The following is a 23,657-nucleotide window of genomic DNA, read 5'->3' as shown; positions in this document are numbered from 1 at the left end:
ACGCTTCCTCCCTCATCCCTGTGCTCGTCACAGGGATCCAGCCAGCCCAAGTCCTTGGGGTGAGAGGAGTCTTTCCGTCGCGCAGACGCGCGCCGGCTGGATTCCTGTGACAAGCACAGGAATGAGGACAAGAGAGCCTAGTGCCCCACGGTCTTCGAAAACACATTCACAATCACCACCCCGGTAATGATAAACCCGAGACCGACAACGGCGGCGAGATCCAGCGTCTGGCGAAACACGAAATAGCCGATCCCGGAAATCAGCACGATGCCGAGCCCGCTCCAGATCGCATAGGCCACACCCACAGGCAGCGCCCGCAGCGTGAACGACAGCAGATAAAAGGCCGCACCGTAAAACAGCGCCATCAGCACCGTCGGCAGCAGCCGGGTGAATTGTTGCGACTGCTGCAGGAACGAGGTGGCGATGACCTCGCAGACAATGGCCGCGACAAGCGCCCCATAGGTAAAAATTGCCGCGTTCATTGTTCCATTTCCTTTTTCGTCTGCGCGATCATCCGGGCTCGGAGAGCCGCCCTGTCGCCACCTGCCCTGCCGTCATCGGCCAGCAGATCGGCAAACCAGATGCCGTCAGCCGCAAGCCGTATGAGTTCCAATACCACCCCCTCATCCGTTTCCTTATGACGGATGAGACGCCCTTCGAACCAACTGGTCCACATGCGCCGAAGCGACGGTTCCCCGACCATCGACACCGATAACGCCGCCCATTGCCTGCCCGATTCCCGGTCGCGATCGGCAAAAACCGCGTTCACATAGGCCCGCGTGAAGCATCCGTAAGCTTCACAATCCTGTGAGATGAGCGTGTCGATTTCCGCATCCAGCGCCGAAAGAAGGTCCGCCATCACCGCCTCCAGCAGGGCCTGCTTGGAAGCGAAATGATGAAACAACCCACCCTTCGTCACCCCGGCGGCATCGGCCACCGCCTGCACGGAAAGTGCCGCAACACCCTGCTCGGCAGCGAGTTTCGCCGCACAGTCGAGAAGACTGCGACGAACGATCTCAGGCTGCTTCTTCCGTTCATGTGCATTTTTCATGCATCAAAACATACCGGATGGTTGGTTTCTTTGCAAGGAAATTGTGAGGGCGGCCATCGGCTTGAAATTCATACTTAATTAAGCATGAAAGCGATCTCTAAAGTTTTAGCGGTTTTGTTGCCGGAAAGTGTCAGTAAAACTTCGCTCATCGTGGCGGTCGAACAAAAGGGGCGGAGTATGTCGGGAACGGTCAAACGGGGAATGGCGGGTGCATGGGTCTTCGCACTCACCTTCTTTTGCGCGATCCTTTCATTGCAGGCGTCGCCTGCCCAGGCCGGCTACGCCCATTTCATCATGGATGCCAATACCGGCAAGGTTCTGGCCGCCCACAATGCCGATGTGCTGAACCACCCGGCCTCGCTCACCAAGATGATGACGCTTTACATGACCTTCGAGGCCCTGCATGCCGGCCGGCTTCGCTGGGACCAGAAAATAAAGATGTCCAGGAACGGCGCAGCCGTTATCCCCTCGAAGCTCTATGTGCGCCAGGGACAGACCTTTACCGTGCGCGAGGCCGTTTATGGCATGATCGTCAAATCCGCCAATGACATGGCGGAAGGCATGGGCGATCATCTCGGCGGCTCCGAGGCAAGGTTCGCCGAGATGATGACCCGCAAGGCCCGCCAGCTCGGCATGACGAAAACGGTCTTCCGCAACGCGTCGGGCCTGCCCAGCAAATCGCAGGTGACGACAGCCCGCGACATGGCGAAGCTCGGCCTTGCGCTGCAGCGTGACTTTCCCAAGGAATACGACCTCTTCGCCATGCAATCCTTCAGTTTCCGGGGAAAGCGCATCCGCGGCCATAACAATCTGATGTATCGTTATCAGGGCATGGACGGCATCAAGACCGGTTATACCAATGCCTCCGGCTTCAACCTCGTCAGCGCCGTCAATCACAATGGCCGCCGCGTCGTCGGCGTCGTGCTCGGCGGCAAGACCGCGCGCAGCCGCGATGCCCAGATGGCCGCCCTTCTCGACAAGGCCGTGCCGCAGGCATCGAGAAGCCGCAACACCGAACAGCTCGTTGCCAGCGCCAATGTCAGCCGCACCTTCGATGTGACGCCCGCAACCGCGCCCACCGCTTCCGTGCCCCCCGCCTCCGTACCCCCCGCCTCCGTACCATTGCCGATGTTCGCCGAACGCCGCACCGATCCGGTCGCCATGCAGATCGCCACGGCGAACAACCAGATGGCCGACATGATGCAGGTTTCGGCCATTCCTCGACCGGCTCCCGCTGCGGCCTCCGCCGGCCAGAGAAGCCGCTGGGAAGTGCAGATCGCCGCCACCGACAGCGAAGCCGCCGCCCGCTCGCTGCTCGCCAATGCCCGCTCCAACATCGGCAGCTATACCGGGATCGCTCCCTATACCGAAGCGGTGAAAAGCGGATCGGCAACCCTCTACCGCGCCCGTTTCACCGGCTTCGAAGACCAGTCTTCGGCGGTTTCCGCCTGCAAGGAACTGAAGGCGCAATCTTATTCCTGCGTGGTTATGACCAGCGAGGGGTGAGGATCAGTAGTGGAAACGGCATTGGTGAATAACCAGGACCGTCTTTTCGCCTTCGCCGCGCAACTCGTAGACAAGCCGATGCTCCTGCGAAATCCTGCGTGACCATAGGCCCTTCAACTGAAAACGCAGTGGCTCAGGTTTTCCGATTCCTTCAAATGGATGTCGTCGACAATCCTTGATGAGTTCATTGATGCGTTCGAGCATCTTGCGATCATAGTGTTGCCAGTGAAGATAGTCTTCCCAGCCCTGATGACTCCAGCCGAGAGCAATCGCGCCCTTTTGCTGCATGAGAGTTTCTCCTGATGGAAGCTCGCACTCATGCGCGATGGGTTTGAAAAATCAGTCGATAAGATCGTGGCTTTCGAAAGTACCCGCATCCACATCGGACATCGACTTTTTAAGTCTGGCGAAGTTCTCCGGCGACGAGCAGAGATGCAAGGTCTCCATCAAGCCTTCATACTCGTCCTTATCGATAAGAACGGCGGACGGCTTGTCGCGGCGCACGATTTCCACAGCCACCCGGTCCTGCGACACTTCATCCAGAAGCGATGCAAGGGATTCGCGTGCTTTTGAAAACATAACCGTGCGCATGATTGAACCTCGACAAGAGTTGTACAACAAATAGTACAACTATCTGAGCAATTCAAGACGGTTTGCGAAGCCACCCATCCGTCAGCGCATCCGCCAGATAAGGAATGCCATTGACGTTCGCCATCTCGGCCATTGCCAGATTGTCGTAACGGATATTGCGGAAATAGACCTGCCAGCCGCGCCCGGTTTCTTCGAGCACCGCATAGGTGGCGAGCGGATGACCGGCCTCGACGTGATGGTCGAAAGGTGTGTCGTCCTTCCAGCCGGGGCAACCGACGCTGCCGGGATTGACGATCAGCCGGCCGTCGGAAAGCTGCACCGCGCGAGGGATATGGGTATGGCCGCACAGCATCAGCGGCTGGGTGATGCCATCAGCCATGGCTTCGATTTCGGCCAGCGGCCGCAATTTCAGAACGCCTTCCGGCGACAGCGTTTCCAGCCAATATTCCAGATCGTCCCGCGGCGAGCCATGGCAGCAATAGGCGACATCCTTGAACACCATGCTGAACGGCAGGGTCTGCAGCCAATCCAGATGCGCGGCACTCAACTGCGCATGCGCCGGCTTCTCCCAGCTCCCCATCTCCTCCGGGTCACGCTCGATCAGTTCCCGGTCATGATTACCGCGAATGCTCGGAATCCAGTTGCTAACAAGCACATCGCCGGTAAAGCCCGCTTCCAGCGGACCGCTGAAACAATCGCCGAGATTGACGATGTCCTTGATGCCAAGCCTGGCGATATCCTCCAGCACAGCTTCGAGCGCTGCGCAGTTTCCGTGAATATCGGCAATGGCGGCAAAGATCATGGCCATCAGCTTCCTCGATAGGTGGAGTAGCTATAGGGCGAAAGCAGCAGCGGCACATGGTAATGGCCGCTCTCATCGGCAATACCGAAGCGGATGGGGATGATGTCGAGAAAGGCCGGTTCCGCCAATTGAACGCCGCTGCCACGCAGATAATCGCCGGCATGGAAAACCAGTTCGTATTCGCCGGCCTTGAAACTGTCGCCGACGAGCAGCGGCCCGCCATCGACACGGCCGTCGCTGTTGGTTTTCACGGTCTTGAGCTTCTCACGACGATCACCGGAGAGCCGGTAGAGCTCGATCGTCAGCCCTTCGGCCGGCGTGCCATGGGCGGCATCGAGAACATGGGTGGTCAAACCGGTCATGGCTTGGGCTCCGCGATCATGAAGGGTTCATCGAAAAAATACTCTTCCAGATTGTTACCCGGCCCATCGCGGTCGGCAACCAGAAAATCCGAAACCGCCTGCAATGGCATCAGCGGATAGTGCCAGACATTGCGACGGTAATTCACGCCCTGATCGCCACGCGCCAGAAACACCTGCGGCCGGCCGGGTTTGCCGCCATCGTCATCGGCAACGACCACGAGGAAGGGCCGGCCGGAAAGCGGCGAAAAACTCTGGCTGCCGAGCGGATGCCGCTCCATCATTTCAATCTTATGCGGAAAGGCCCGCGGCTGCCCACGGAAAATATTGAGGATGATACGCGCCCCCTCGCCCGCCGCCTCCGGGGCTGCAAGCGCATGATGCCGCTCGGTCTGGCCGCCATTGATGTGCCGCATCGAAGAGGGTGTCGTTTCGATCACATCACCGAAGGATGCGAACGCCTCCCTGGTGAGAGGTTTTATGTCGAGAAAATCAGTCAAATGTCATTCACCTTGGGCATGCCAGTTTTGCAAAAGTGAGAGTCTATCCAGAAGGTCCGGTATCGCCGTCTGTGTCGTATCCCAGACGGTTTCCAGATTGATGCTCATATAACCATGCGCGATCCTGTTTCGCATTCCGCGCATCTTGACCCACGGAATATCAGGGAAATCCGCCACGAAAGCAGGAAACTCTTCCATGATGCGCGCGGTGGTTTCGCCGATAATCAGGAGGTTCATCGCAACCGCCCGTTGGCGGACAAGATCAGCCAGAAACTCATCCTTCGTTTTCAGTCGAACAAAGTCGATGGTTTCCGAAGCTACCTGCCTGATATCCTGAAGATAAACGTGCAGCCGCTCGACGCTCATACAGGCTTCGCTTCCTGCAGAACCTTCACACGAACGCGCTCGGGAAAGTCCCCCGGCGTCAACAGATGAATTTCCGTGCCGCGCATGATGGCCGATAACTCTTCCAACAAGCCGCCCAGATCAAACAAGGTTGCCCCCGGCAGCGCATCCACCAGAATATCGAGATCGCTGTCCGGCCGGTCCTCGCCACGGGCGACGGAGCCGAACACGCGCGGGTTTGCCGCGTTGAAGCGTTTCGTCGCTTCGCGGATCGCTTCCCTGTTCTTTTCCAGCACCTCGGAAGGTCTCATGGTATCAATCTCCAGACCAACTATTGTAACGAAACGGCCTCATTTTCTCCGGCGTCATATCAGAAAAGTCACTCACCCTCAGCATGCAAGTTTCGGAGGAGGGAGAGACGCGCCTGCAAATCCGGAATGCTCTGCGTTATCGTTTTCCAGACGACCGAGAGCTCCGCCCGGAAATAATCATGCACGATCAGATTGCGCATACCCTTCATCTTGATCCAGGGAATTTCCGGGTGCTGCTGTAAAAATGCGGGGTAGTGCCTGTCCAGCTTGGCGACCGCCTCGCCAATCAGGGCAAGACCCATCATGACCGCCATCTGCGTCCGCGTGTCGGAAGAAAAAGCGGCCTCATCCATATCGTGAATGAAATCCTGTATTCTGGAGGCGGCAACATCCATCTCCTTCAGATAGAGCAGAAGCCGATCCGTACTCATACCGCTTTGGCTTCCTTCAGAACCCGCGCCCGTATGTCCGAATGCAGGCCGCCTGATGTGACGACGTCGACCTCGACACCAAGCAGCGCCTTCAATTCCTCCAGCAAACCACCGAGATCGAACAGGGTCGTGCCCGGCAGCGCATCCACCAGAATATCGAGATCGCTGTCCGGCCGGTCCTCGCCGCGGGCAACGGAACCGAACACGCGCGGGTTCGCCGCATTGAAGCGTTTCGTCGCTTCGCGGATCGCTTCCCTGTTCTTTTCCAGCACCTCGGAAGGTCTCATGATCTTCATCTCCAGACGGCGCGATTCTAGCAGAACGGCCACCGCTCGCCAATTCAGCCTTCCGGCAGCATCGAGGAAAGACGCAGCCAGGCAATCTTTTCCACCTGCGCCGTCGCAGTCTCAAATTCTTCGGCTGCACCGTTGCCGATGCGCGTCTCGAAGGCGGAAAGAATATCGCGCCTGTTCAACCCCTTGACCGCGATGATGAAAGGAAAACCGAATTTTTCGGTATAGGCGCCGTTCAATTCGGTAAAACGGGCGTGCTCTTCCGCGGTAAGCCGGTCCAGCCCCGCACCGGCCTGTTCGTTGCGGCTGTCTGCGGTCAACTCGCCCGCGATCGCCAGCTTGCCGGCAAGATCGGGATGTGCCCGCAACACGCCGAGCCTTTCCGCTTCGGAAGCCGCGCGAAACTGTGCGCTAAGCGCGGCATGAACCGCCTTCGCCGTCAGTTCCAGGCCCGCTCCGCCGGCGTCATAGGCCCGTTCGGCGATGAAGGGCGAATGCTCGAACACGCCGCCGAAACGGCTGACAAATTCCTCACGCGTCACCATCAAAACGTCTCCGGCCTGTGATGTTCATGCCAGTGACGGGCGATCTCGATGCGCTGCGGGATCCACACTTTCTCGTGGCCGAGCACATATTCGATGAAACGGCGAAGTGCCGCCGCCCGGCCGGGACGGCCGACAAGACGGCAATGCAGGCCAACGCTCATCATCTTCGCCGCACTTTCGGCACCTTCCTGATAAAGCACGTCGAAAGCATCCTTCAGATAGGTGAAGAACTGGTCGCCGGAATTGAAACCCTGCGGCGTGGCGAAACGCATATCGTTGGTTTCAAGCGTATAGGGAATGATCAGGAAAGGCTCGTCGCCTGCGCCCTTCACCCAATAGGGCAGATCGTCGGCATAGGAATCCGACGAATAGAGGAAACCGCCCTCTTCCATGACAAGGCGCAGCGTATTGTCCGAAGGCTTGCCCTGATACATGCCATAGGGACGCTCGCCGGTGACCTCCGTGTGCAGACGCACGGCCTCCAATATATGCTTGCGCTCTTCCTCTTCGGAAAAATCCTTGTACTCCAGCCAGCGATAGCCGTGGCTGGCGATTTCCCATCCCGCTTCCTTCATCGCCGCAACGGCTTCCGGGTTGCGGGCCATGGCGGCGGTCACGCCATAAACGGTGGTGGTGACGCCGAGACCCGTGAACATGCGCCACAGCCGCCAGAAACCGGCGCGCGAGCCATATTCATAGATCGATTCCATATTCAGGTTGCGCTGACCCGGCCAGGGCTGCGCACCGACGATTTCCGACAGCAGCGATTCCGACGCCTTGTCATTGTCGAGAATGCAGCTTTCGCCGCCCTCCTCGTAATTGATGACGAATTGCACGGCGATGCGCGCGCCGCCCGGCCATTTCGGATCGGGAACATTGCGGCCATAGCCCACCAGATTGCGGGAGTAATTTTCGGAAATCATTCAGCCACCCAGACCATCTCTCCCGAGGCGGAAGCCGATTTCGGGAGACATAAAACAGACCTCCGAAGCGCGACGACCCCGAACGGGCACAACACACGCTTCAGATATGCGATATCCGAACGGTAGCATCCGCATCCGGAATGTCGAGATCAATCTTGCCGACATTCCGATGCTTTTTTGTATACGATTGCCGCGAGGCGCCCTTCAGGCAATCTTTCGGGCGGAAACACGGCCCATGGGGTGAAGCGAGTGCACGCGGAAAGGCGCGCCCGGTTCATCCTCGATGAAAAGCGCGAGGCTGGAAAACTGCAGGGACCGGGTGAGCAGCGGCTCGAAAACCTTGCGCACGGCCCGCTCGATCCTCTGGCTGCTGGATGCTTCCACACCGCCGGTCAGCGACATCTGGAACCGGAACTCATCCATCACATGCGGGCTGCCCCAGCGATGCAGATTGGTGAGCTGCGAGGCCGAAAGCCGGTCTGGATCCGCACGCTCGATTTCCGCGTCGGAGAGCGGCGCCCGGTAACGGTCGAATTCCTGCACCACGCGGGCGGCGAAAAAATGCAGCACTTCGCAGGGACGCTCGGGAACGAGGCTGAAGACATTCTCATGCCTTGCCACCACCAGTTGTGGCAGCGTGAAGGGCTCCTGCCGGCCGGAAAAATACATCAGGTCGCGCAGAAGCGCGGCTTCGGAATGGCCCTCCGCAAGACGGAAGGGAGCCTTGATCGTGCCATGGAAACCATAACGGCGCGGCAGGGCCGTATGGTAGGAAATCTCCTGCATGCCGAGATCGATCATGCCCGGCGGCTCCACCGCCTGACCGGAATAGGCATCGCGCCCCAACCACGCGGCAGCCGCCTGCGTCAGGGGGTCATTGGGGGAAGGCGTGAAATGAATGGCGTATCGCATGCGCTGTCACCTCGCCGCAAATGCGGACAAACCGGCCTCGTTGCAGGCCAGCAGATAAGTGATTTGCGTGACAGATTAACGACGTAAGCGGCCTGATCAGAACTTTCTAAAGTCCGCGGCGGCAATATTCACGTGTTGTTGAAGGCGAAAGCCCGGGGGGATGACAGGCGTGTGACCGCACACGGTTTGCATCGCCGCATCGGCGAGAAAATGCGCAAGCCCGAAGCTGACCTTGAAGCCGCCGGTCAGCGCCACGAGCTTCGGATGGGCGTCGAGCGCCCCCACCATCGGGTCCCTCCCGACCGCTTTCGGACGCAGCCCGGCCCAGCGCTCGAGCACCGGTGCACGGGCAAGCGAGGGCACCACCGCGCAGGCATCCGCAAGCAGTTTTTCGAGCTTTTCATCGGTGCCGGAAGGATCGGAAAAACAATCTTCGCTGGTACTGCCGATCGCGACCGTGCCATCCTCGTGCGGAACGATATAGAGGCCGTTCAGGAACACGACCGGCATTGCCGGGTCGGTAGCCGCATCGAGAAGTGCGGCCTGTCCCTTCACCGCCTGTCCGAGTGTCACACCGGCCTCCAGACCAAAGGCGTCGCGGATCAGGGGAAAGGAATCGTGCCCGTTGGCGACGATGACATGGCCGAAAGAAACCGCGTCGCCCGACGACAACACCGCCCGCCCGGCATCCGCATCGAGCGAAAGAACGCGGCAACCTTCCACCAGCCGCACATGCCGCGCCTTGCCGAGAAAAGCCGAAAGAAGGGCGATCATCGCACGCGGCGAAACCCGCGCCGCCAGCGTATCGAACACGAAACCCGCCTCACCCGCAGCACCATCCACCCAGCCCGCGACCGAAGGGCTGTCGCCGACATGCCAATGGAACCGGCGCTCGCCCGACACCCAGTTCTCCAGCGCATCCCGTTCATGCCGTTCGGCAATGGTGCGCAGATGCGGCTTCGGCAGCGGAATGATCCGGCCCGAGCGGCGGTAGCCGGCGGAAAGCCCGGTTTCCGCCTCCAGCCCGGCAATCTCTTTTTCCAGCGCAACGAGGGCATCGAACTGGAACTGTTTCTTGTCCGACCACCGGTCCGGCATATGCGGCATCAACGCGCCCAGCAGCCCGCCGCTGGCGCCGCCGCCGGGGCGATCCGCCTCCACCAGCAAGGTGTCGATGCCGTGCCGTTCCGCCTTGACGCCCGCCCACAGCCCCATGATACCGCCACCGACGATAAGGAGCGGCACGGAAGCCGGCAATCTTGGAGATTGACCCTGTTCGAAAGCGGGATTATCGGCTTTAGCCATGAAACATTCCAACGACACTATCACAGAGACTGGCCCAAAGACCGGCGCAGCGACCGGTTCACCGGCCGGGGAAGCCGCCACCGCGCTCGACTGGCGTGACGGGGATATGCCCTATTCACTGGCCTTTGACGACCATTTTTATTGCCAGACGGATGGCCGGCTGGAATGCGGCCATGTCTTCCTGTCCGGAAACGGCCTGCCAGAGCGTTGGCTCGAACGGGAGGGCACCTTCCGCATCGGTGAGCTGGGCTTCGGCACCGGGCTTAACCTCTGCGAGACATGGCGCCAGTGGAAAGAGATACGGAAAGAGATGCGCAACGGCCGCTCCACGCTGCATTTCATCTCCTTCGAACTCTACCCGATGAAGGCCGAGGAAATCGACCGCGCGCTTTCCCGCTGGCCGGAAGTGGATGCCGAACGCAAGGCGCTCACCGCCCTCTGGCCCGCCGATCCGAAAGGAAAGGTCGATATCCACCTCGATGACGCAACGCGCCTGACGGTGGTCTGCGGCGAGGCGCTCGCCGGCATTTCCGCAAGCGAGGAAAGTTTCGACGCCTGGTTTCTCGATGGCTTCGCGCCGGCGCGCAATCCGGACATGTGGTCGCTGGACATCATGCAGGCGCTTTTCGCAAAGACGGCGCCCGGCGGGACATTCGCCACCTATGCCGCCGCCGGCTTCGTTCGCCGCAACCTCATCGCCGCCGGTTTTGAGCTGGAGCGCCGGAAAGGATTTGCCGGAAAGCGGGAAATGCTCTGTGGAACCAAAGCATTTTCAGCAAAAGCGTGATGCGGTTTTGCGTCTGAAAGTGCGTCATGGAAGATTGCGCTCCGACTGAAGCAATTCAGAGACCCGCAGTCGCGGCGGATATTCACACGCCCGGCACATCGCGGCGCGGCATGTTTTCGCCCAGCCATTGCGCGATCTTGTCTTCGAGCGTTTCCGGGCTGATGGGCTTCGACAGATAATCATCCATGCCCGCCTCCAGGCATAGTTCCCGATCCGCCTCCTGCGTATGGGCGGTAACACCGATGATCGGCACATGCCGGCTGTCGGCGGCGGTCTGCTCTGCGGCGCGGATCGCCTGCGTCGCCTGATGCCCGTTCATGACCGGCATCGAGACATCCATCAGGATGAGGGCGGGATTATTCTCCTGCCATGCCTGCACGGCTTTCTTGCCATTGCCGACGATCAAAAAGCGCAGGCCCGCCTGCTGCAATATCTGGGTGAAGACAATCTGGTTGACATCATTGTCCTCGGCCACCAGCACATCGACAAGGCTGGGCCGATGCCGCGCCGGCACCGGCGTCGACGTATCAGCCCGCTGTTTCTTTTCGACAGAGCCTTTTTCCGGCCGGACGGCACCGTCACTGCGGCCTGTTTCACGCGGGGACGGAGCTTGCCGCGCACGTTTCAGCCGCACATCCCGTACCACATCGAACAGGGTGGAGCGCAACAGCCGCGCCCGCGCCGGCTTCATCAGATGCGCCTGCACATTGAGATCGGTAAACAATGTCTCGTCACCGACAACATCCATCGAGGTCAGGAAAACAATGGCGATGTCATCAAAGCGCGCATCCGCCCGGATCCGCTCCACCACATCCAGCCCGTTCATGACGGGCATATGATAATCGAGAATGATGGCGTCGATGGAAAAACCGAGCGACGCCGCCTCCTCAAGAACGGCGATGCCGGAAGGCCCATCCTCCACCGCGTGGCCGTCTATGCCCCAACTGCGCAATTGCTCCGTCAATATGCGGCGATTGACGTCGTTATCGTCGATGACGAGCACGCGGATATCGTCGATGGCCACGGAAAGAAGCGGGAGGTCGCGCTGCCTCTCGGTGACCTGAAACGGAATATTGACCTCGAAGGTCGATCCCTTGCCGACGTCGCTGACGACGTTGATTGCGCCATCGAACAGGCCGACGAGACCGACCGTGATCGCCAGCCCCAGCCCCGTTCCCTCGTGCCGGCGCGTGGCGGAACCGTCGACCTGGCTGAACTTGTCGAAGATGGTTTCGAGCTTGTCGGCCGGAATGCCGATACCGCTGTCTTCGACGCGCAATGACAGGATGGCTTCGGAGGCTTCCGCCGAACGCGCCGAAAGCTCGACCAGCACATGCCCCATTTCCGTGAACTTGACGGCGTTTCCAACGATATTGGTGACGATCTGGCGAAACCGCCCGGCATCGCCAATCACCTTGCCGAAAACAGAAGCATCGATCCGGACGATCAGCTCTATGTCCTTTTCCAGCGCCGCCGAAGACAGCAGCGACACCACATCTTCCACCGCCTCCGCCGGATCGAAAGGCACGCTGCGCAGTTTCATCTGCCCGGCCTCGATCTTCGAGAAATCGAGAATATCGTTGATGATCGTCAGAAGCGCATTGCCTGACTTGACGATGATATCGGTAAAAGTCTTCTGGCGCGTATCCAGATTGGACTTGGCCAGAAGCTCCGCCATGCCGAGCACGCCGTTCATCGGCGTGCGGATTTCGTGGCTCATATTGGCCAGGAATTCCGATTTGGCGCGATCCGCGGCTTCCGCGCGTGACAAGAGCCGCTGCAATTCCTCTTCACGCAGCTTCATCTCGGTCACATCGGTGACGATGATGAGCCAATAATTGCCGGAGCTGTTGGTGGCCTCCAGATTGAGCCAGCTCTTGCCGGCGACATGGATGAGCCAGGAGAACGGCCGGTTGGCGGCGATATTCTCCCTCCAGGCGCGCAGCGTCTCCGCAGCCTCATCCGCCGTGCCGAAATCCCCGCGTCCGGCGCAATGGGCAAAGAAACCCGACCAGTTGCGGCCCTTTTCCAGGAGATGCGGCGGCACGTCGAACATGCGCGCCATCGCCTCGTTGGACATGATGATCGTGCCCTGCTCGACCAGCACCAGCCCCTGCGCCATGGCGCGCGTGGCGCCCTGCATATATTCGCCGACCCGCTCCAGTTCGGCCTTCGCCTTGCTGATCTCGACATCGCGCATGCGCACATCGGTGACATCGGCATAGGTGCTGAGGATTTTCCCGCCTTCGAGCCGGGTTTTCGAAATGACGGTGACCTTGCCGCTTTTGCTGCGCACTTCGCGGGACGCAAAGACCTCCTCTTTCAGAAGCCGCTGCACCCGCTCGCCATAGACCTCATCGAAAGGCCTGTCGCCATAGTCATAAAGGCCGCTGTCGAAATTCATCTCCATGAATTCACGATAACTTTTGCCGACAAGCGACTTCTCGCCGCCGATCTCTCCCCAGACCTCATAAAAGAACGGATTGACATATTCGATGACGAGATCGGCGCTGAGCAGCAGCACACCGACCGGCAGGGCATGAAGAACCGCTTCAAGCTGGCGGTGCAGGGCCTCAGCCTCGGCCTGCGCGGCGATCAGCGCCTTTTCCCGGTCCTGCAGCAGGCTGGCATCGGTAACCGAGCCCACCAGATAATATTCGTCGTCCGGCGTCGCGACCCGACCGAGCCTTGTGATGACGGGAATGGCGCCGCCATCCGAAAGCGGAACGCTGCCCGTCTTTTCAATGGCTTCCCCGGTTCGCAGAATATGCTCGTTTTCCCGCTGGAACTGCGGACCTTGCTCCGGAAACATCTCGCATTCGGTCTTGCCAACATAGTCGGCGAAACTGCCGCCCAGAAATTTCTCATAGGCCGCATTGGCAAAGGTCAGCCGCCTGTCCTGATCCCTCAGGAACACGCCGACCGGCAATTGCTCGAGCGCGGCGCGCAGCAGCCAAGTCTCGCGGATCTGCGTGCTCAGCAGCGTCTCATGCGCCTTGAACTCGGTGACATCCACCCGCAGCCCCACCAGCATGCCGTTTTCCAGCCGCTTGTTGACCATGCGCACCCAGCGGCCATCGGCAAACTGCTCCACCCTTTCGAGATAGGGCAGGGAAAAATCCCGTAACTGCTCCTGCATCCACCCTTCGAAGGCCGGATCGTCGTCCTGCGCATCGCGATAACCGCTCGAAAAATAAATCGCCCTCATCAGCGTCTCGAGCGGCACGCCGGCCTTCAGTTCGACACCGAGAGCGCTGTAGAATTCCCTGAAGCGGGTATTGCAGTAGACCAGCCGGTTTTCGCGGTCATAAATCACGATACCCGCGTCGACGAGATCGATCACGCCGCTGCCGAACAGCAGGTCCGAAGCGCTGTCGGCGTATGGGAAAACCGCGGCGGCGGCGGATGGCATGTCCTCGAACGCTTCGAACAGGAACAGATTGCCGTCATCACCGGTGAAACGCTCGCAGCGAAGCGTATATGGCCCGGACGAACCCCCGCCATGGCAGGCAATCATCTCATCCGTGGCGAAGACCAGCGAACGGCGCTCCCTGTCCTCACGCTCGGCATCGCGAATATCGGCGGAAAGGGAAAGGCTGGTGTGTCCTTGGAATGCCCCGGAGGGACGCCCCATGACCCGGGCATAGGCGGAATTGACCGCAACATAGCGCAGCTCGCTGTCCTTGATGCACGCGGGCAGGTCCAGGGCGGCCACGGCCCTGCAAGCCTTTTCCAGCAACCCGCAGCCTTCGGTCAATCGATACTCCACACCCTGCAGTCCATTCCTGTCGAATCAAATATTTCCGGACGCCATCTCAAAAAACGTTATGTTAGAAAATCGATCTTTGCTATGTATCCGACGGTGCCGTTACCCTTTTTTAACCATAATTCTTCGCCGGCACCCGCGCCGTCCCGGCAATCGCCGGCTACCGATACGCATGGCTGCCATGCACCCTCCGGTGGCAGCGTTACAAAACTATTGCTTGACTTTGACGCACAAAACGCCCACATGGCCCTCAAGCTTTCACCTTCGGCAGCCGCGTGAGCTGCAGCGTATGACCGGAAAACGTCCTTGAAAAGGAATCTGGCCCGCATGAAGGAAAAGCGCAGAGAATACAGAAGACGGCATATGCCGCACTGATGCGCAGAAAGTTATTCCAACCCACAAGTTCCCAATTCACGCGGGGTTCTTGACGCCGAAACCGCCGGACAGCAGCCCTGTTCCGGACGATTGGTTTTTGGCGCCCCGAAAGGCATTATATTGACCAGTTTTAGCGAACTCGGCCTCTCCGAAAAGATCGTGGCCAGCGTTACCCAGCTTGGCTATACGACCCCTACTCCCATTCAGGCAAAGGCCATTCCGCTGCTGCTCGAAGGCCGCGACCTGATCGGCCTCGCACAGACCGGCACCGGCAAGACCGCCGCTTTCGGCCTGCCGATCATCGAAATGCTGATGAAGCAGGCGGACCGCCCGGCAAACCGCACCTGCCGCACCCTCATCCTCGCCCCCACGCGCGAGCTGGTGAACCAGATCGGCGAAAACCTGCGCTCCTTCGTGAAGAAGACGCCGCTGCGCATCAACCAGGTGGTTGGCGGCGCGTCGATCAACAAGCAGCAGCTCCAGCTCGAAAAGGGCACGGACATTCTGGTGGCGACCCCTGGCCGCCTGCTTGATCTCATCGCCCGCAACGCCATCTCGCTCTCCAAGGTCACCTATCTGGTGCTGGACGAGGCCGACCAGATGCTCGACCTCGGCTTCATCCACGATCTGCGCAAGATTTCGAAGATGGTGCCGGCCAAGCGCCAGACGCTGCTCTTCTCCGCCACAATGCCGAAGGCGATCGCCGATCTGGCCCATAGCTATCTGACCGATCCGCTCAAGGTGGAAGTAACCCCTCCCGGCAAGGCAGCCGACAAGGTGGAGCAATATGTTCACTTCGTCGCCGGCAAGAACGACAAGACCGAGCTTCTGAAGAAGTCGCTCAACGAAAACCCGGATGGCCGCGCCATCGTGTTCCTGCGCACCAAGCACGGCGCCGAGAAGCTCTACAAGCATCTCGAACATATCGGCTTCAAGGTCGCCTCCATCCACGGCAACAAGAGCCAGGGCCAGCGCGAGCGGGCACTGAAAGGCTTCAAGGATGGCGAGATCAAGGTGCTGGTGGCAACCGACGTTGCTGCCCGTGGCATCGACATTCCGGCCGTCACCCACGTCTTTAACTACGACCTGCCGGAAGTGCCCGACGCCTATGTCCACCGCATCGGCCGTACCGCCCGCGCCGGCCGCGACGGCATCGCCATCGCGTTTTGCGCACCGGACGAAACCCGCCTGCTGCACGACATCGAAAAACTGATGAAGATCGATATTCCGGTCGCCTCCGGCGAACGCCCGGCCGGTCTTGCCAGCCCGACGCGCCCCAACAACAACCGCGGCGGCCGCAACAACAATGGCGGCCAGCAGCGTGGTCCCCGCGAAGGCGGACGTCACAATGGCGAATCCCGCCCGTCGCGCCACCATGCGCCGCGCGATGCGGACAACGATCTGGAAGTCACCTCCGATTTCAAGCGCGTCAAGCAGGCTGAAGGCGAAGCAGGCCGCCCGGCCGGCCCGCGCAAGCACCGCCGCCCGGCCCGCAAACCCGGCGGCAGCGGCGCCAACCGCCACGCCCCGGCCGGCGGCAACGGCCAGGAAAAGCGCGCTTCCGGCAACGGCCATCGCGGCCGCAACCGCTAAGTTGCTCTGAGTGGATTGAGGACGTCGCAGCCCGTTTCTTCTCCCCGCCGGGGAGAAGGTGGCCCGAAGGGTCGGATGAGGGGGCAAGCTCTCCATGATCCGGCGAGGGCGCCCCCTCATCCCGCTGCTGCGGACTTCTCCCCCTCGGGGAGAAGAAACAAGCGGCGAGCACTCGCCAATCAAGCCCCGCAGCCATATGGCCCAGCGGGGCTTTTCTTTCCCCTCACCCGCCCTGCGCGGCCGGCCGACGCCTTGACGGCAGGGTCATGGCCAGCACCCCGGCAATGACGCAGACGAGCCCCACCCACATGGCAGGCGTCGGCATTTCTCCCAGAAACGCCATGCCGATGGCGACGCCGACCGGCACCCTGAGATAGGCCTGCGAGGTGGTGCCGACGGAGCCCAGCGTCTGCATCAGCCGGAAATAGATCATGAAGGCGAGCGCGGTCGAAAAGACGCTGAGGCAAAGGAGCGCCGTCAGTGACGCCGCCGAAGGCGACAATGTCCACGGCCGGTCGACGATCAGGCTCACGGGCAACAGGAAAACAGCGCCGCAGATGAGCGAGCCGGCGGCCGGCATGATCGGATCGAGCCCCTTGAAGTTTTTACTGAAAATGGCCGCACAGGCATAAGAAAAAGCCGCCGTCAGCACGGCGAGCTGGCTCCATATCGCCTCGCCCGCGCCGCTTAGGGCTTCGACGCCGATGATGAGGCACACACCCGTCATGCCGGCAATGGTGCCGAACAGCTTGCGCCCGCTGACCGGCTCGTGCCGGATAACGAGTGCGGTGAGAAGAAAGGTGAAGATCGGCGTCGTTGCATTGAGAATGACGGCGAGACCGGCATCGATGCTCTGTTCCGCCCAGGCGATCAGCGTGAAGGGCAGAACGCTGTTGATGCAGGCCTGAATGAAGAACAGCCGCCACGTCGCCAAATCCCTGGGCAGGCGCAGCCCGCGCAACCGGATCACCGCAAGGAGCAGCAGACCGGCGATCAGGGTTCTCGATGCGATGAAGGTGATGGGCGGTATCGTCTCCACACCAATCTTGATGAAGGTATAGGATGCGGCCCACAGCGTGGACAACAGGGCGAGAAGCAGCAATTCGCGGGCGATGGGGTTTTGAGAGGTCACGGATCGTTTTTCCAACTGCGTTCAGGATGACCCGTTCTTAACCCGAAAACAAGCATCTATGCTTCGGCCGCGGCCGAAGTTTCAATCCTTCCCTCAAAAAAGAAGCTCCGCACGGCGTGACCATGCGGAGCTTCGGCAAGAGAGATCGATGGCGGGTCGGGCAATCAGGCCCGGCGCTCATCCACCGAGAAAGCGCCCGGACCGGCAACGAACAGATAAAGGAAGATGAAGCAGAACAGGATGGCGGCATCGCCACCGTTCAGGGCCGGGAAGAAATTGCTCGGCGCATGCGCCATGAAATAGGCGACCGCCATCTGGCCGGACAGGATGAAGGCGACGGGACGCGTGAACAGCCCGATCAGCACGAGAATGCCGCCGACGAATTCCAGCAGTGCGGCTACAAGCATCAGGGTCGGCAGCGAGCCTTCCATCTGCGATGCCGGAAAGCCGAACAGCTTCTGCGTTCCATGCGCCATGAAAAGCAGCGCCGTCATGATGCGCAGCGCCCCGAGTGCCTGCGGGCGATAGCGGGAGAGAGAGTCGAAAGTTGCCATGTTCATGTGTCCCCGTTGAAGTGGTGCCGCGCTCGATACAGTGCATTTACGCCTTTATGGATACACGTCTCGAACACCGGAAATCACGTTTCCGATATAGCAGAACTCCCTTAAATACAGAAAGGGAGGCATTCTACACATGGTTGATTTTCAAGCATAAAATTGACCATCTGCCGAAAAAATCAACTCAAGGATACAGGCATTTTCTGGCGTGGCAAAGGCGGAAAAATCCGCCTCTTCCTCACGCCTGCAGGACGACGACCTTCGAACCGACCGGCACGCGGCTGTAAAGATCGATGATATCGTGGTTCAGCATGCGGATGCAGCCGCTCGACATGGCATGGCCGATGGATTGCGGCTGGTTGGTGCCATGCAGACGGAACATGGTGTCGTTGCCGCCGCGATAGAGATAGAGCGCGCGTGCGCCGAGCGGATTGTTCGGGCCGCCCGCCATGCCGCCGGCGAATTTCAGATTGCGCGGATCGCGGCGCATCATGTTCGCGGTTGGCGTCCAGGACGGCCATTCCGCCTTGCGGCCGATATAGGCGTCGCCTTTCAGCGCAAGACCCTGCCGGCCGACACCGACGCCGTAACGCATGGCGCGACCATCGCCCATCACGTAATAGAGACGTCGCGCCGGCGTATCCACCACAACCGTTCCGGCCGGATGCCGGGTATCGTAGGTGACTTCCTGCCGGCGAAGCTCCGGCTTGACCTTGTCGAGATGCATGGCGGGAAGCGGGAATTTCTCCTCCGGCTTTGCCGCATAATTCAGCCTCTGCTGGCCGATGCCGGTATTCGCGCAGCCAGCCAGAAACAGCGGCAATCCGAACAGAACACCACGACGTGAAATAGACATGTAACCCCCGCCAAATCTTTGGATTAACGAGAGGTATAATTTTATGGTTAACAAACCGCTAATATGAGGTTGTGATAATGAGAGCATTTCCAGGAAAAGTGGAGGCCGGGTTTCCGTCCGGAAATGCGGCAAAACAAAGAGTTGAACGCTTTCGCCATTCGAAGAAAAGCGAAAACGCCCTAACGTGCGGCAACCGCTGCGGCAGGTCTGCGATTGGCGAGATAAACCCCCGTCACCGCCAGAACAGTGCCGGCAATCATGGCGGGTGTCAGCGTTTCGCCGAACAGCAGTGCTGCTTCCACGGCCGCAAGCGGCGGCACGAGATAGATCAGCGAGGCGGCCCGCGAGACCTGCCCGCGCCGGATCAGATAAAGAAGCAACGCCACGGCGCCGATGGAGATCGCACCCACCGACCAGGCGAGCGTGGCGGCAAGGCCGAGGCTCCAGTCCACATGCCCATCCTCCAGCAGAAGCGCGAAGGGCACGGTCACCAGCAGCGCACCGACATATTGCAGCGTGGCCACCGCCATGATGTTTCCGCCATGGACGTATTTCTTCTGATAGAGCGTGCCATAGGTCACCGATGTCATGCCCAGCACATTCACCGCCACGGCGTAAAGCGGCACCGACAGGCCGACAGCGCCTGTCGCCATGACCTTCGGCAGCACGGCAATGGCGATGCCAGCAAAGCCGATGAGCAGGCCGGCGCGCTGCAAGGGCGAGATCCTTTCACCGATCATGTAGCGGGCCGCAACCGCCGTCATCAGCGGCTGCAGACCGGCGATAATACCGCCGATCGCCGCCGGCACGCCCTGCCCTATCGCCCACCAGATCATGCCGAGATAAAGACCGTGCAGGAAGACACCGGACAGGATCGCCCGGAAGACATCGACGCGCCGCTCAGGCCACTGGATGGAGGAAAAGCGGCAGATCGCCCATAGCAGCGCGCCCGCCAGGAGATAACGCAGACAGAGAAAGGTCAGCGGCCCGGTATAATAGACGGCATATTTGGCGGTGACCCAGCCGGTCGACCAGAGAAAGACGAAGATGGCCGGAGCCAGACGGTCGAGCGACATGGGAACATCCCCTGTGCCGCACGATGCCCGTGACCGCACACGATGCGGGAAAGGCGGCGAATTGATATTTCTGCGGCTTCACGCAAACCGGCGAATGATCGAACCGGGTGTTCAGCAAGGCGGTATCCGCATCCCGACAAAAGGTCAAAGGTGTTTTCGTGATCGCATCTTTCAGATTTTCTGATGCGACGCCCGATATTCATCAACCGAAAGCGACCGACCAAAATTTATGCATTCGCCCACGGCGCACACAGCACCATCATACCACTACCGCCTTCGCCACCGCGCAACCAATTTGCCAATGCCGCATTTATAGGCTGAAACCGAAAAAACGCTTCTTTTTTAAAACTCTAGAGTGGTGAAAAATCTTCGCAGGGAGGTCCGCATAGTTCTTGCATTGCATTTGGCGTTGTATTCATATGGCAAAAAAGGGGACATCGAAGTTGGCATTTGACGAAATGATAAATGCGGACAACACGCCGCGAAGCCCATATGAAAACTATAACGAGTGGTACAGCCGACAGGACAGGGCGCACCTGATCCAGAAATCAAAAGACGCGGAAAACATCTTTCGAAAAACCGGCATTACTTTCGCAGTCTATGGCCATGCCGACAGTTCAGAAAAACTGATCCCCTTCGATATCATCCCGCGCATCATCTCCGGACGGGAGTGGCGCAAACTGGCCCAGGGCATCGAACAGCGCGTCCTCGCCCTCAATGCTTTCCTCGACGATATCTACCACAAGCAGGAAATCATCCGCGCCGGGCGCATTCCCCGCGAAATCATCGAGAAAAACGAAGCTTTTCTGCCGGAAATGATCGGTTTCACCCCGCCCGGCGGCGTCTACACCCATATTGTCGGCACGGATATCGTCCGCACCGGCGAAGACCAGTTCTACGTTCTGGAAGACAATGCCCGCACGCCCTCCGGTGTCAGCTACATGCTGGAAAACCGCGAAACGATGATGCAGATGTTCCCGGAACTCTTCCACGAAAACCGGGTGCGGCGGGTGGAGGATTACCCCTATCTGCTGCGGCAATCGCTCGCCTCGCTTGCACCGCCCGGCTGTTCCGGCAAGCCGCGCGTCGCGGTGCTGACGCCCGGCATCTATAATTCCGCCTATTACGAACATTCCTTCCTCGCCGACATGATGGGCGTGGAGCTGGTGGAAGGATCCGACCTGCGCGTCATGGACGGCAAGGTCAAGATGCGCACCACCCGCGGTTATGAGGCTATCGACGTGCTTTACCGCCGCGTCGACGACGACTTCCTCGATCCGCTGACCTTCCGTCCGGATTCGGCGCTCGGCGTGCCCGGCATCATGGATGTCTACCGCGCCGGCAACATCACCATCGCCAACGCCCCCGGCACCGGCATTTCCGACGACAAGGCGATCTATTCCTATATGCCGGAGATCGTCGAATTCTACACCGGCCGCAAGCCGCTTCTCGAAAACGTGCCGACCTGGCGCTGTTCGGAGCCCGACAGCCTGAAATACGTGCTCGACAACCTTGCCGAACTGGTCGTCAAGGAGGTCCATGGTTCGGGCGGTTACGGCATGCTGGTGGGCCCCACCGCAACGAAGAAGGAACGGGCGCTTTTTGCCGAAAAGCTGAAAGCCCGCCCCTCCAACTACATTGCGCAGCCGACGCTGTCGCTCTCCACCGTGCCGATCATGGTCAAGAACGGCATCGCGCCGCGCCATGTCGATCTGCGCCCCTATGTTCTGGTCTCGGACAAGGTGCAGATCATTCCCGGCGGACTGACCCGCGTTGCCCTCAAGCAGGGTTCGCTGGTGGTCAATTCCAGCCAGGGCGGCGGCACCAAGGATACCTGGGTACTGGAGGATTAAGCCATGCTGGGCAGAACGGCAAACGGGCTCTACTGGATGTTCCGGTATATCGAGCGCGCTGAAAACATCGCCCGGCTGATCGATGCGGGCCTGCGCGTTTCACTGACGCGCAGCGGCAGCGGCGATGAGGACTGGGATGGCGTGTTGCAGAGTGCAGGCGTGCGCGAAGCCTTTCTTGAAATGCACAAGAAGGTGACGTCGGCGGATGCGATCGATTATCTGCTTCGGGAAAAATCCAACCCTTCCAGCGTCATGTCCTGCATCGAGGCGGGCCGCAACAATGCCCGCATGGTGCGCACCGCGCTGACGCGCGAGACATGGGAAGCCACCAATGAATTCTGGATCGAGCTGAAGAACATTCTCGGCCGCAAGCTCAACCATGCCGAACTGCCGCAGACCATCGATGTCATCAAACATCGCGCCGGTCTGGTGCGCGGCGCCTTCCACGGCTCGATGCTGCGCAACGATCTCTACAACTTCTCCCGCATCGGCACCTTCATCGAGCGCGCCGACAACACGGCCCGTATTCTCGACGTCAAATATTACGTGCTGCTGCCGGCGGTGGCGCATGTGGGCTCCTCGCTGGACAATGCGCAGTGGGAATCCATCCTGCGTTCGGTCTCGGCGCACCGCTCCTATGGCTGGGTCTACGATGCGGAATACAAACCCTCCAACATTGCCGACTTTCTCATTCTCAATGGCCGCATGCCGCGCTCGCTGGCCTATTGTTATGAAAAGATCGCCAGCAACCTCAATTACATCGCCGAGGATTACGATGAGAGGCACAAGGCGCACGACACGGCCGAGAGCATTCGCGACAGCCTGCGCGCGACCACCATCAGCCGGGTGATGGATGAAGGCTTGCACGAATTTCTGGAGAGATTTGTCAACCGCAACGGACAATTGGGACAGGAAATCACGGAAGGCTACCGCTTCTATCAATAAGCGCGTGGACGGGGACAGCTTATGCGTCTGAAAATCACCCATACGACGGAATATGTCTATGACGAGCCGATGCCCTATGCGTTGCAGCGGCTGCGCCTGACGCCGCAGACCGGCCCGGGCCAGACGGTGGAGAACTGGGATGTCTCGGTCGATGGCGCCACCGTCGAAGTGACCTATGACGACCATTTCGGCAACCGCGTTGCGCTGGTGGAAACGGAAGGCCCGCAGCAGCGGGTGAAGGTGGTGGCGAGCGGCACCGTCACCACCGAGGACAAGGCAGGCGTGTTCGGTTTCCACATCGGCAATGCGCCGCTGTGGCTTTTCCTGCGCGAGACGCCGCGCACCAAACCGGGAAAGCTGGTTCGCGAACTGGTAAAGGCAAGCGCCGGCGACAGCGAGCTTGCCCGCCTGCATGACCTGATGGAAAATATTCACCGCAAGGTGGAGTATGTGCCGGGCGCGACCGACATCGAAACCACGGCGGAAGCCGCACTGGAAGCCGGTAAGGGCGTCTGCCAGGACCATGCCCATATCCTGATTGCCGCCGCCCGGCTGATGGGTCTGCCGGCCCGTTATGTCTCCGGTTATCTGATGATGGAAGAGGTGGAGGAACAGACGGCCACCCATGCCTGGGCCGAGGTGCATCTTCAGGGGCTGGGCTGGGTGGGCTTCGACGCCGCCAACAATATCTGCCCCGATGACCGTTATGTGCGCATCGCATCGGGCCTCTGCTACCGCGACTGCGCGCCGATATCGGGCATGCGCATCGGCCCTGCCGGTGAAACGCTTAACGTGACTGTCACCGTGCAGCAGTCGCAGAGCCAGAGCCAGTCGCAGAGTTGA

26 protein-coding genes are annotated in these 23,657 nt (G+C 60.0%); 6 read left to right on the top strand and 20 right to left on the bottom strand.

The features are described 5' to 3' along the window. Positions 1-137 precede the first annotated feature (137 nt). On the bottom strand, positions 138-482 hold the full coding sequence (locus AC5YUO_RS10925) for a DMT family transporter (RefSeq protein WP_003509523.1): 345 nt from the start codon (positions 480-482) through the stop codon (positions 138-140). Continuing rightward, entirely contained in the window at positions 479-1,051 is a 573-nt protein-coding gene (locus tag AC5YUO_RS10920; RefSeq protein WP_496153311.1) for a TetR/AcrR family transcriptional regulator, read from the bottom strand. The genes AC5YUO_RS10925 and AC5YUO_RS10920 overlap by 4 nt, the downstream gene beginning before the upstream one ends. A 201-nt stretch (positions 1,052-1,252) precedes the next feature. On the opposite strand from AC5YUO_RS10920, the gene AC5YUO_RS10915 reads away from it, so the two are divergent. Then, on the top strand, positions 1,253-2,557 hold the full coding sequence (locus AC5YUO_RS10915) for a serine hydrolase (protein WP_496154847.1): 1,305 nt from the start codon (positions 1,253-1,255) through the stop codon (positions 2,555-2,557). A gap of 3 nt (positions 2,558-2,560) precedes the next feature. On the opposite strand, the gene AC5YUO_RS10910 is transcribed toward AC5YUO_RS10915, so the two are convergent. The 13 genes from AC5YUO_RS10910 to AC5YUO_RS10850 form a co-directional block, all read right to left on the bottom strand. Beyond that, positions 2,561-2,845 carry a Txe/YoeB family addiction module toxin gene (locus AC5YUO_RS10910; protein ID WP_496153310.1) on the bottom strand — a complete coding sequence of 95 codons (285 nt, stop codon included), beginning with the start codon at positions 2,843-2,845 and terminating at the stop codon, positions 2,561-2,563. A 51-nt stretch (positions 2,846-2,896) separates the two neighbouring features. Beyond that, complete coding sequence (locus AC5YUO_RS10905; protein WP_035220091.1) at positions 2,897-3,148, bottom strand: type II toxin-antitoxin system Phd/YefM family antitoxin; 252 nt, start codon at positions 3,146-3,148, stop codon at positions 2,897-2,899. A 52-nt stretch (positions 3,149-3,200) separates the two neighbouring features. Beyond that, entirely contained in the window at positions 3,201-3,950 is a 750-nt protein-coding gene (locus AC5YUO_RS10900; RefSeq protein ID WP_496154846.1) for a metallophosphoesterase family protein, read from the bottom strand. A gap of 5 nt (positions 3,951-3,955) precedes the next feature. After that, positions 3,956-4,312 carry a hydroxyisourate hydrolase gene (gene uraH, locus AC5YUO_RS10895; protein WP_496153309.1) on the bottom strand — a complete coding sequence of 119 codons (357 nt, stop codon included), beginning with the start codon at positions 4,310-4,312 and terminating at the stop codon, positions 3,956-3,958. Next, positions 4,309-4,809 carry an ureidoglycolate lyase gene (locus AC5YUO_RS10890; protein ID WP_496153308.1) on the bottom strand — a complete coding sequence of 167 codons (501 nt, stop codon included), beginning with the start codon at positions 4,807-4,809 and terminating at the stop codon, positions 4,309-4,311. The genes uraH and AC5YUO_RS10890 overlap by 4 nt, the downstream gene beginning before the upstream one ends. 3 nt (positions 4,810-4,812) lie before the next feature. Further along, complete coding sequence (locus tag AC5YUO_RS10885; protein WP_496153307.1) at positions 4,813-5,175, bottom strand: HepT-like ribonuclease domain-containing protein; 363 nt, start codon at positions 5,173-5,175, stop codon at positions 4,813-4,815. Then, positions 5,172-5,465, bottom strand: coding sequence for a nucleotidyltransferase family protein (locus tag AC5YUO_RS10880; protein ID WP_003509513.1), 294 nt, complete (start codon positions 5,463-5,465; stop codon positions 5,172-5,174). Before AC5YUO_RS10880 ends, AC5YUO_RS10885 begins: the two co-directional genes overlap by 4 nt. Before the next feature lie 68 nt (positions 5,466-5,533). Beyond that, positions 5,534-5,896 (bottom strand): HepT-like ribonuclease domain-containing protein, encoded by a 363-nt coding sequence (locus tag AC5YUO_RS10875; RefSeq protein ID WP_496153306.1) that lies wholly within the window; start codon positions 5,894-5,896, stop codon positions 5,534-5,536. Continuing rightward, positions 5,893-6,183, bottom strand: a complete 291-nt coding sequence (locus tag AC5YUO_RS10870; protein WP_035220685.1) for a nucleotidyltransferase family protein — start codon at positions 6,181-6,183, stop codon at positions 5,893-5,895. Before AC5YUO_RS10870 ends, AC5YUO_RS10875 begins: the two co-directional genes overlap by 4 nt. A gap of 53 nt (positions 6,184-6,236) precedes the next feature. Continuing rightward, positions 6,237-6,734, bottom strand: a complete 498-nt coding sequence (gene uraD, locus AC5YUO_RS10865) for a 2-oxo-4-hydroxy-4-carboxy-5-ureidoimidazoline decarboxylase (RefSeq protein WP_496153305.1) — start codon at positions 6,732-6,734, stop codon at positions 6,237-6,239. Further along, complete coding sequence (puuE, locus tag AC5YUO_RS10860; protein WP_496153304.1) at positions 6,734-7,657, bottom strand: allantoinase PuuE; 924 nt, start codon at positions 7,655-7,657, stop codon at positions 6,734-6,736. Before puuE ends, uraD begins: the two co-directional genes overlap by 1 nt. A gap of 204 nt (positions 7,658-7,861) precedes the next feature. Next, positions 7,862-8,569, bottom strand: a complete 708-nt coding sequence (locus AC5YUO_RS10855) for a DUF1045 domain-containing protein (protein WP_400813035.1) — start codon at positions 8,567-8,569, stop codon at positions 7,862-7,864. A 96-nt stretch (positions 8,570-8,665) separates the two neighbouring features. Further along, complete coding sequence (locus AC5YUO_RS10850) at positions 8,666-9,874, bottom strand: NAD(P)/FAD-dependent oxidoreductase (protein WP_496153303.1); 1,209 nt, start codon at positions 9,872-9,874, stop codon at positions 8,666-8,668. Here AC5YUO_RS10850 and mnmC2 point away from each other — a divergent pair. Then, entirely contained in the window at positions 9,873-10,661 is a 789-nt protein-coding gene (mnmC2, locus tag AC5YUO_RS10845; protein WP_496153302.1) for a tRNA (5-methylaminomethyl-2-thiouridine)(34)-methyltransferase MnmC2, read from the top strand. The two genes, AC5YUO_RS10850 and mnmC2, sit on opposite strands and share 2 nt — an antisense overlap. Positions 10,662-10,743: 82 nt before the next feature. On the opposite strand, the gene AC5YUO_RS10840 is transcribed toward mnmC2, so the two are convergent. Further along, entirely contained in the window at positions 10,744-14,418 is a 3,675-nt protein-coding gene (locus tag AC5YUO_RS10840) for a response regulator (protein ID WP_496153301.1), read from the bottom strand. A gap of 504 nt (positions 14,419-14,922) precedes the next feature. Here AC5YUO_RS10840 and AC5YUO_RS10835 point away from each other — a divergent pair. Next, positions 14,923-16,395, top strand: coding sequence for a DEAD/DEAH box helicase (locus AC5YUO_RS10835; RefSeq protein WP_400813031.1), 1,473 nt, complete (start codon positions 14,923-14,925; stop codon positions 16,393-16,395). A gap of 223 nt (positions 16,396-16,618) precedes the next feature. Here AC5YUO_RS10835 and AC5YUO_RS10830 read toward each other — a convergent pair whose 3' ends face one another. The 4 genes from AC5YUO_RS10830 to AC5YUO_RS10815 form a co-directional block, all read right to left on the bottom strand. Then, positions 16,619-17,527, bottom strand: a complete 909-nt coding sequence (locus tag AC5YUO_RS10830) for a DMT family transporter (protein WP_496153300.1) — start codon at positions 17,525-17,527, stop codon at positions 16,619-16,621. A 164-nt stretch (positions 17,528-17,691) separates the two neighbouring features. Continuing rightward, positions 17,692-18,081, bottom strand: coding sequence for a DoxX family protein (locus AC5YUO_RS10825; RefSeq protein WP_031234117.1), 390 nt, complete (start codon positions 18,079-18,081; stop codon positions 17,692-17,694). Positions 18,082-18,322: 241 nt separating this feature from the next. Further along, on the bottom strand, positions 18,323-18,940 hold the full coding sequence (locus AC5YUO_RS10820; protein WP_003520529.1) for a L,D-transpeptidase: 618 nt from the start codon (positions 18,938-18,940) through the stop codon (positions 18,323-18,325). 179 nt (positions 18,941-19,119) lie between these two features. Continuing rightward, positions 19,120-20,016 (bottom strand): DMT family transporter, encoded by an 897-nt coding sequence (locus AC5YUO_RS10815; protein WP_496153299.1) that lies wholly within the window; start codon positions 20,014-20,016, stop codon positions 19,120-19,122. A gap of 443 nt (positions 20,017-20,459) precedes the next feature. On the opposite strand from AC5YUO_RS10815, the gene AC5YUO_RS10810 reads away from it, so the two are divergent. From AC5YUO_RS10810 to AC5YUO_RS10800, 3 genes are read left to right on the top strand one after another with little or no spacing between them, the layout of a single operon-like run. Further along, on the top strand, positions 20,460-21,869 hold the full coding sequence (locus tag AC5YUO_RS10810; RefSeq protein ID WP_496153298.1) for a circularly permuted type 2 ATP-grasp protein: 1,410 nt from the start codon (positions 20,460-20,462) through the stop codon (positions 21,867-21,869). Positions 21,870-21,872: 3 nt separating this feature from the next. Continuing rightward, entirely contained in the window at positions 21,873-22,814 is a 942-nt protein-coding gene (locus AC5YUO_RS10805; RefSeq protein WP_496153297.1) for an alpha-E domain-containing protein, read from the top strand. A gap of 21 nt (positions 22,815-22,835) precedes the next feature. Then, entirely contained in the window at positions 22,836-23,657 is an 822-nt protein-coding gene (locus tag AC5YUO_RS10800) for a transglutaminase family protein (RefSeq protein ID WP_496153296.1), read from the top strand.

The organism is Agrobacterium sp. LEGMi-208b (assembly GCF_059511785.1).
Note: the sequence above shows the minus strand (reverse complement) of the source record. Positions and strands in the feature narration are given on the sequence as shown.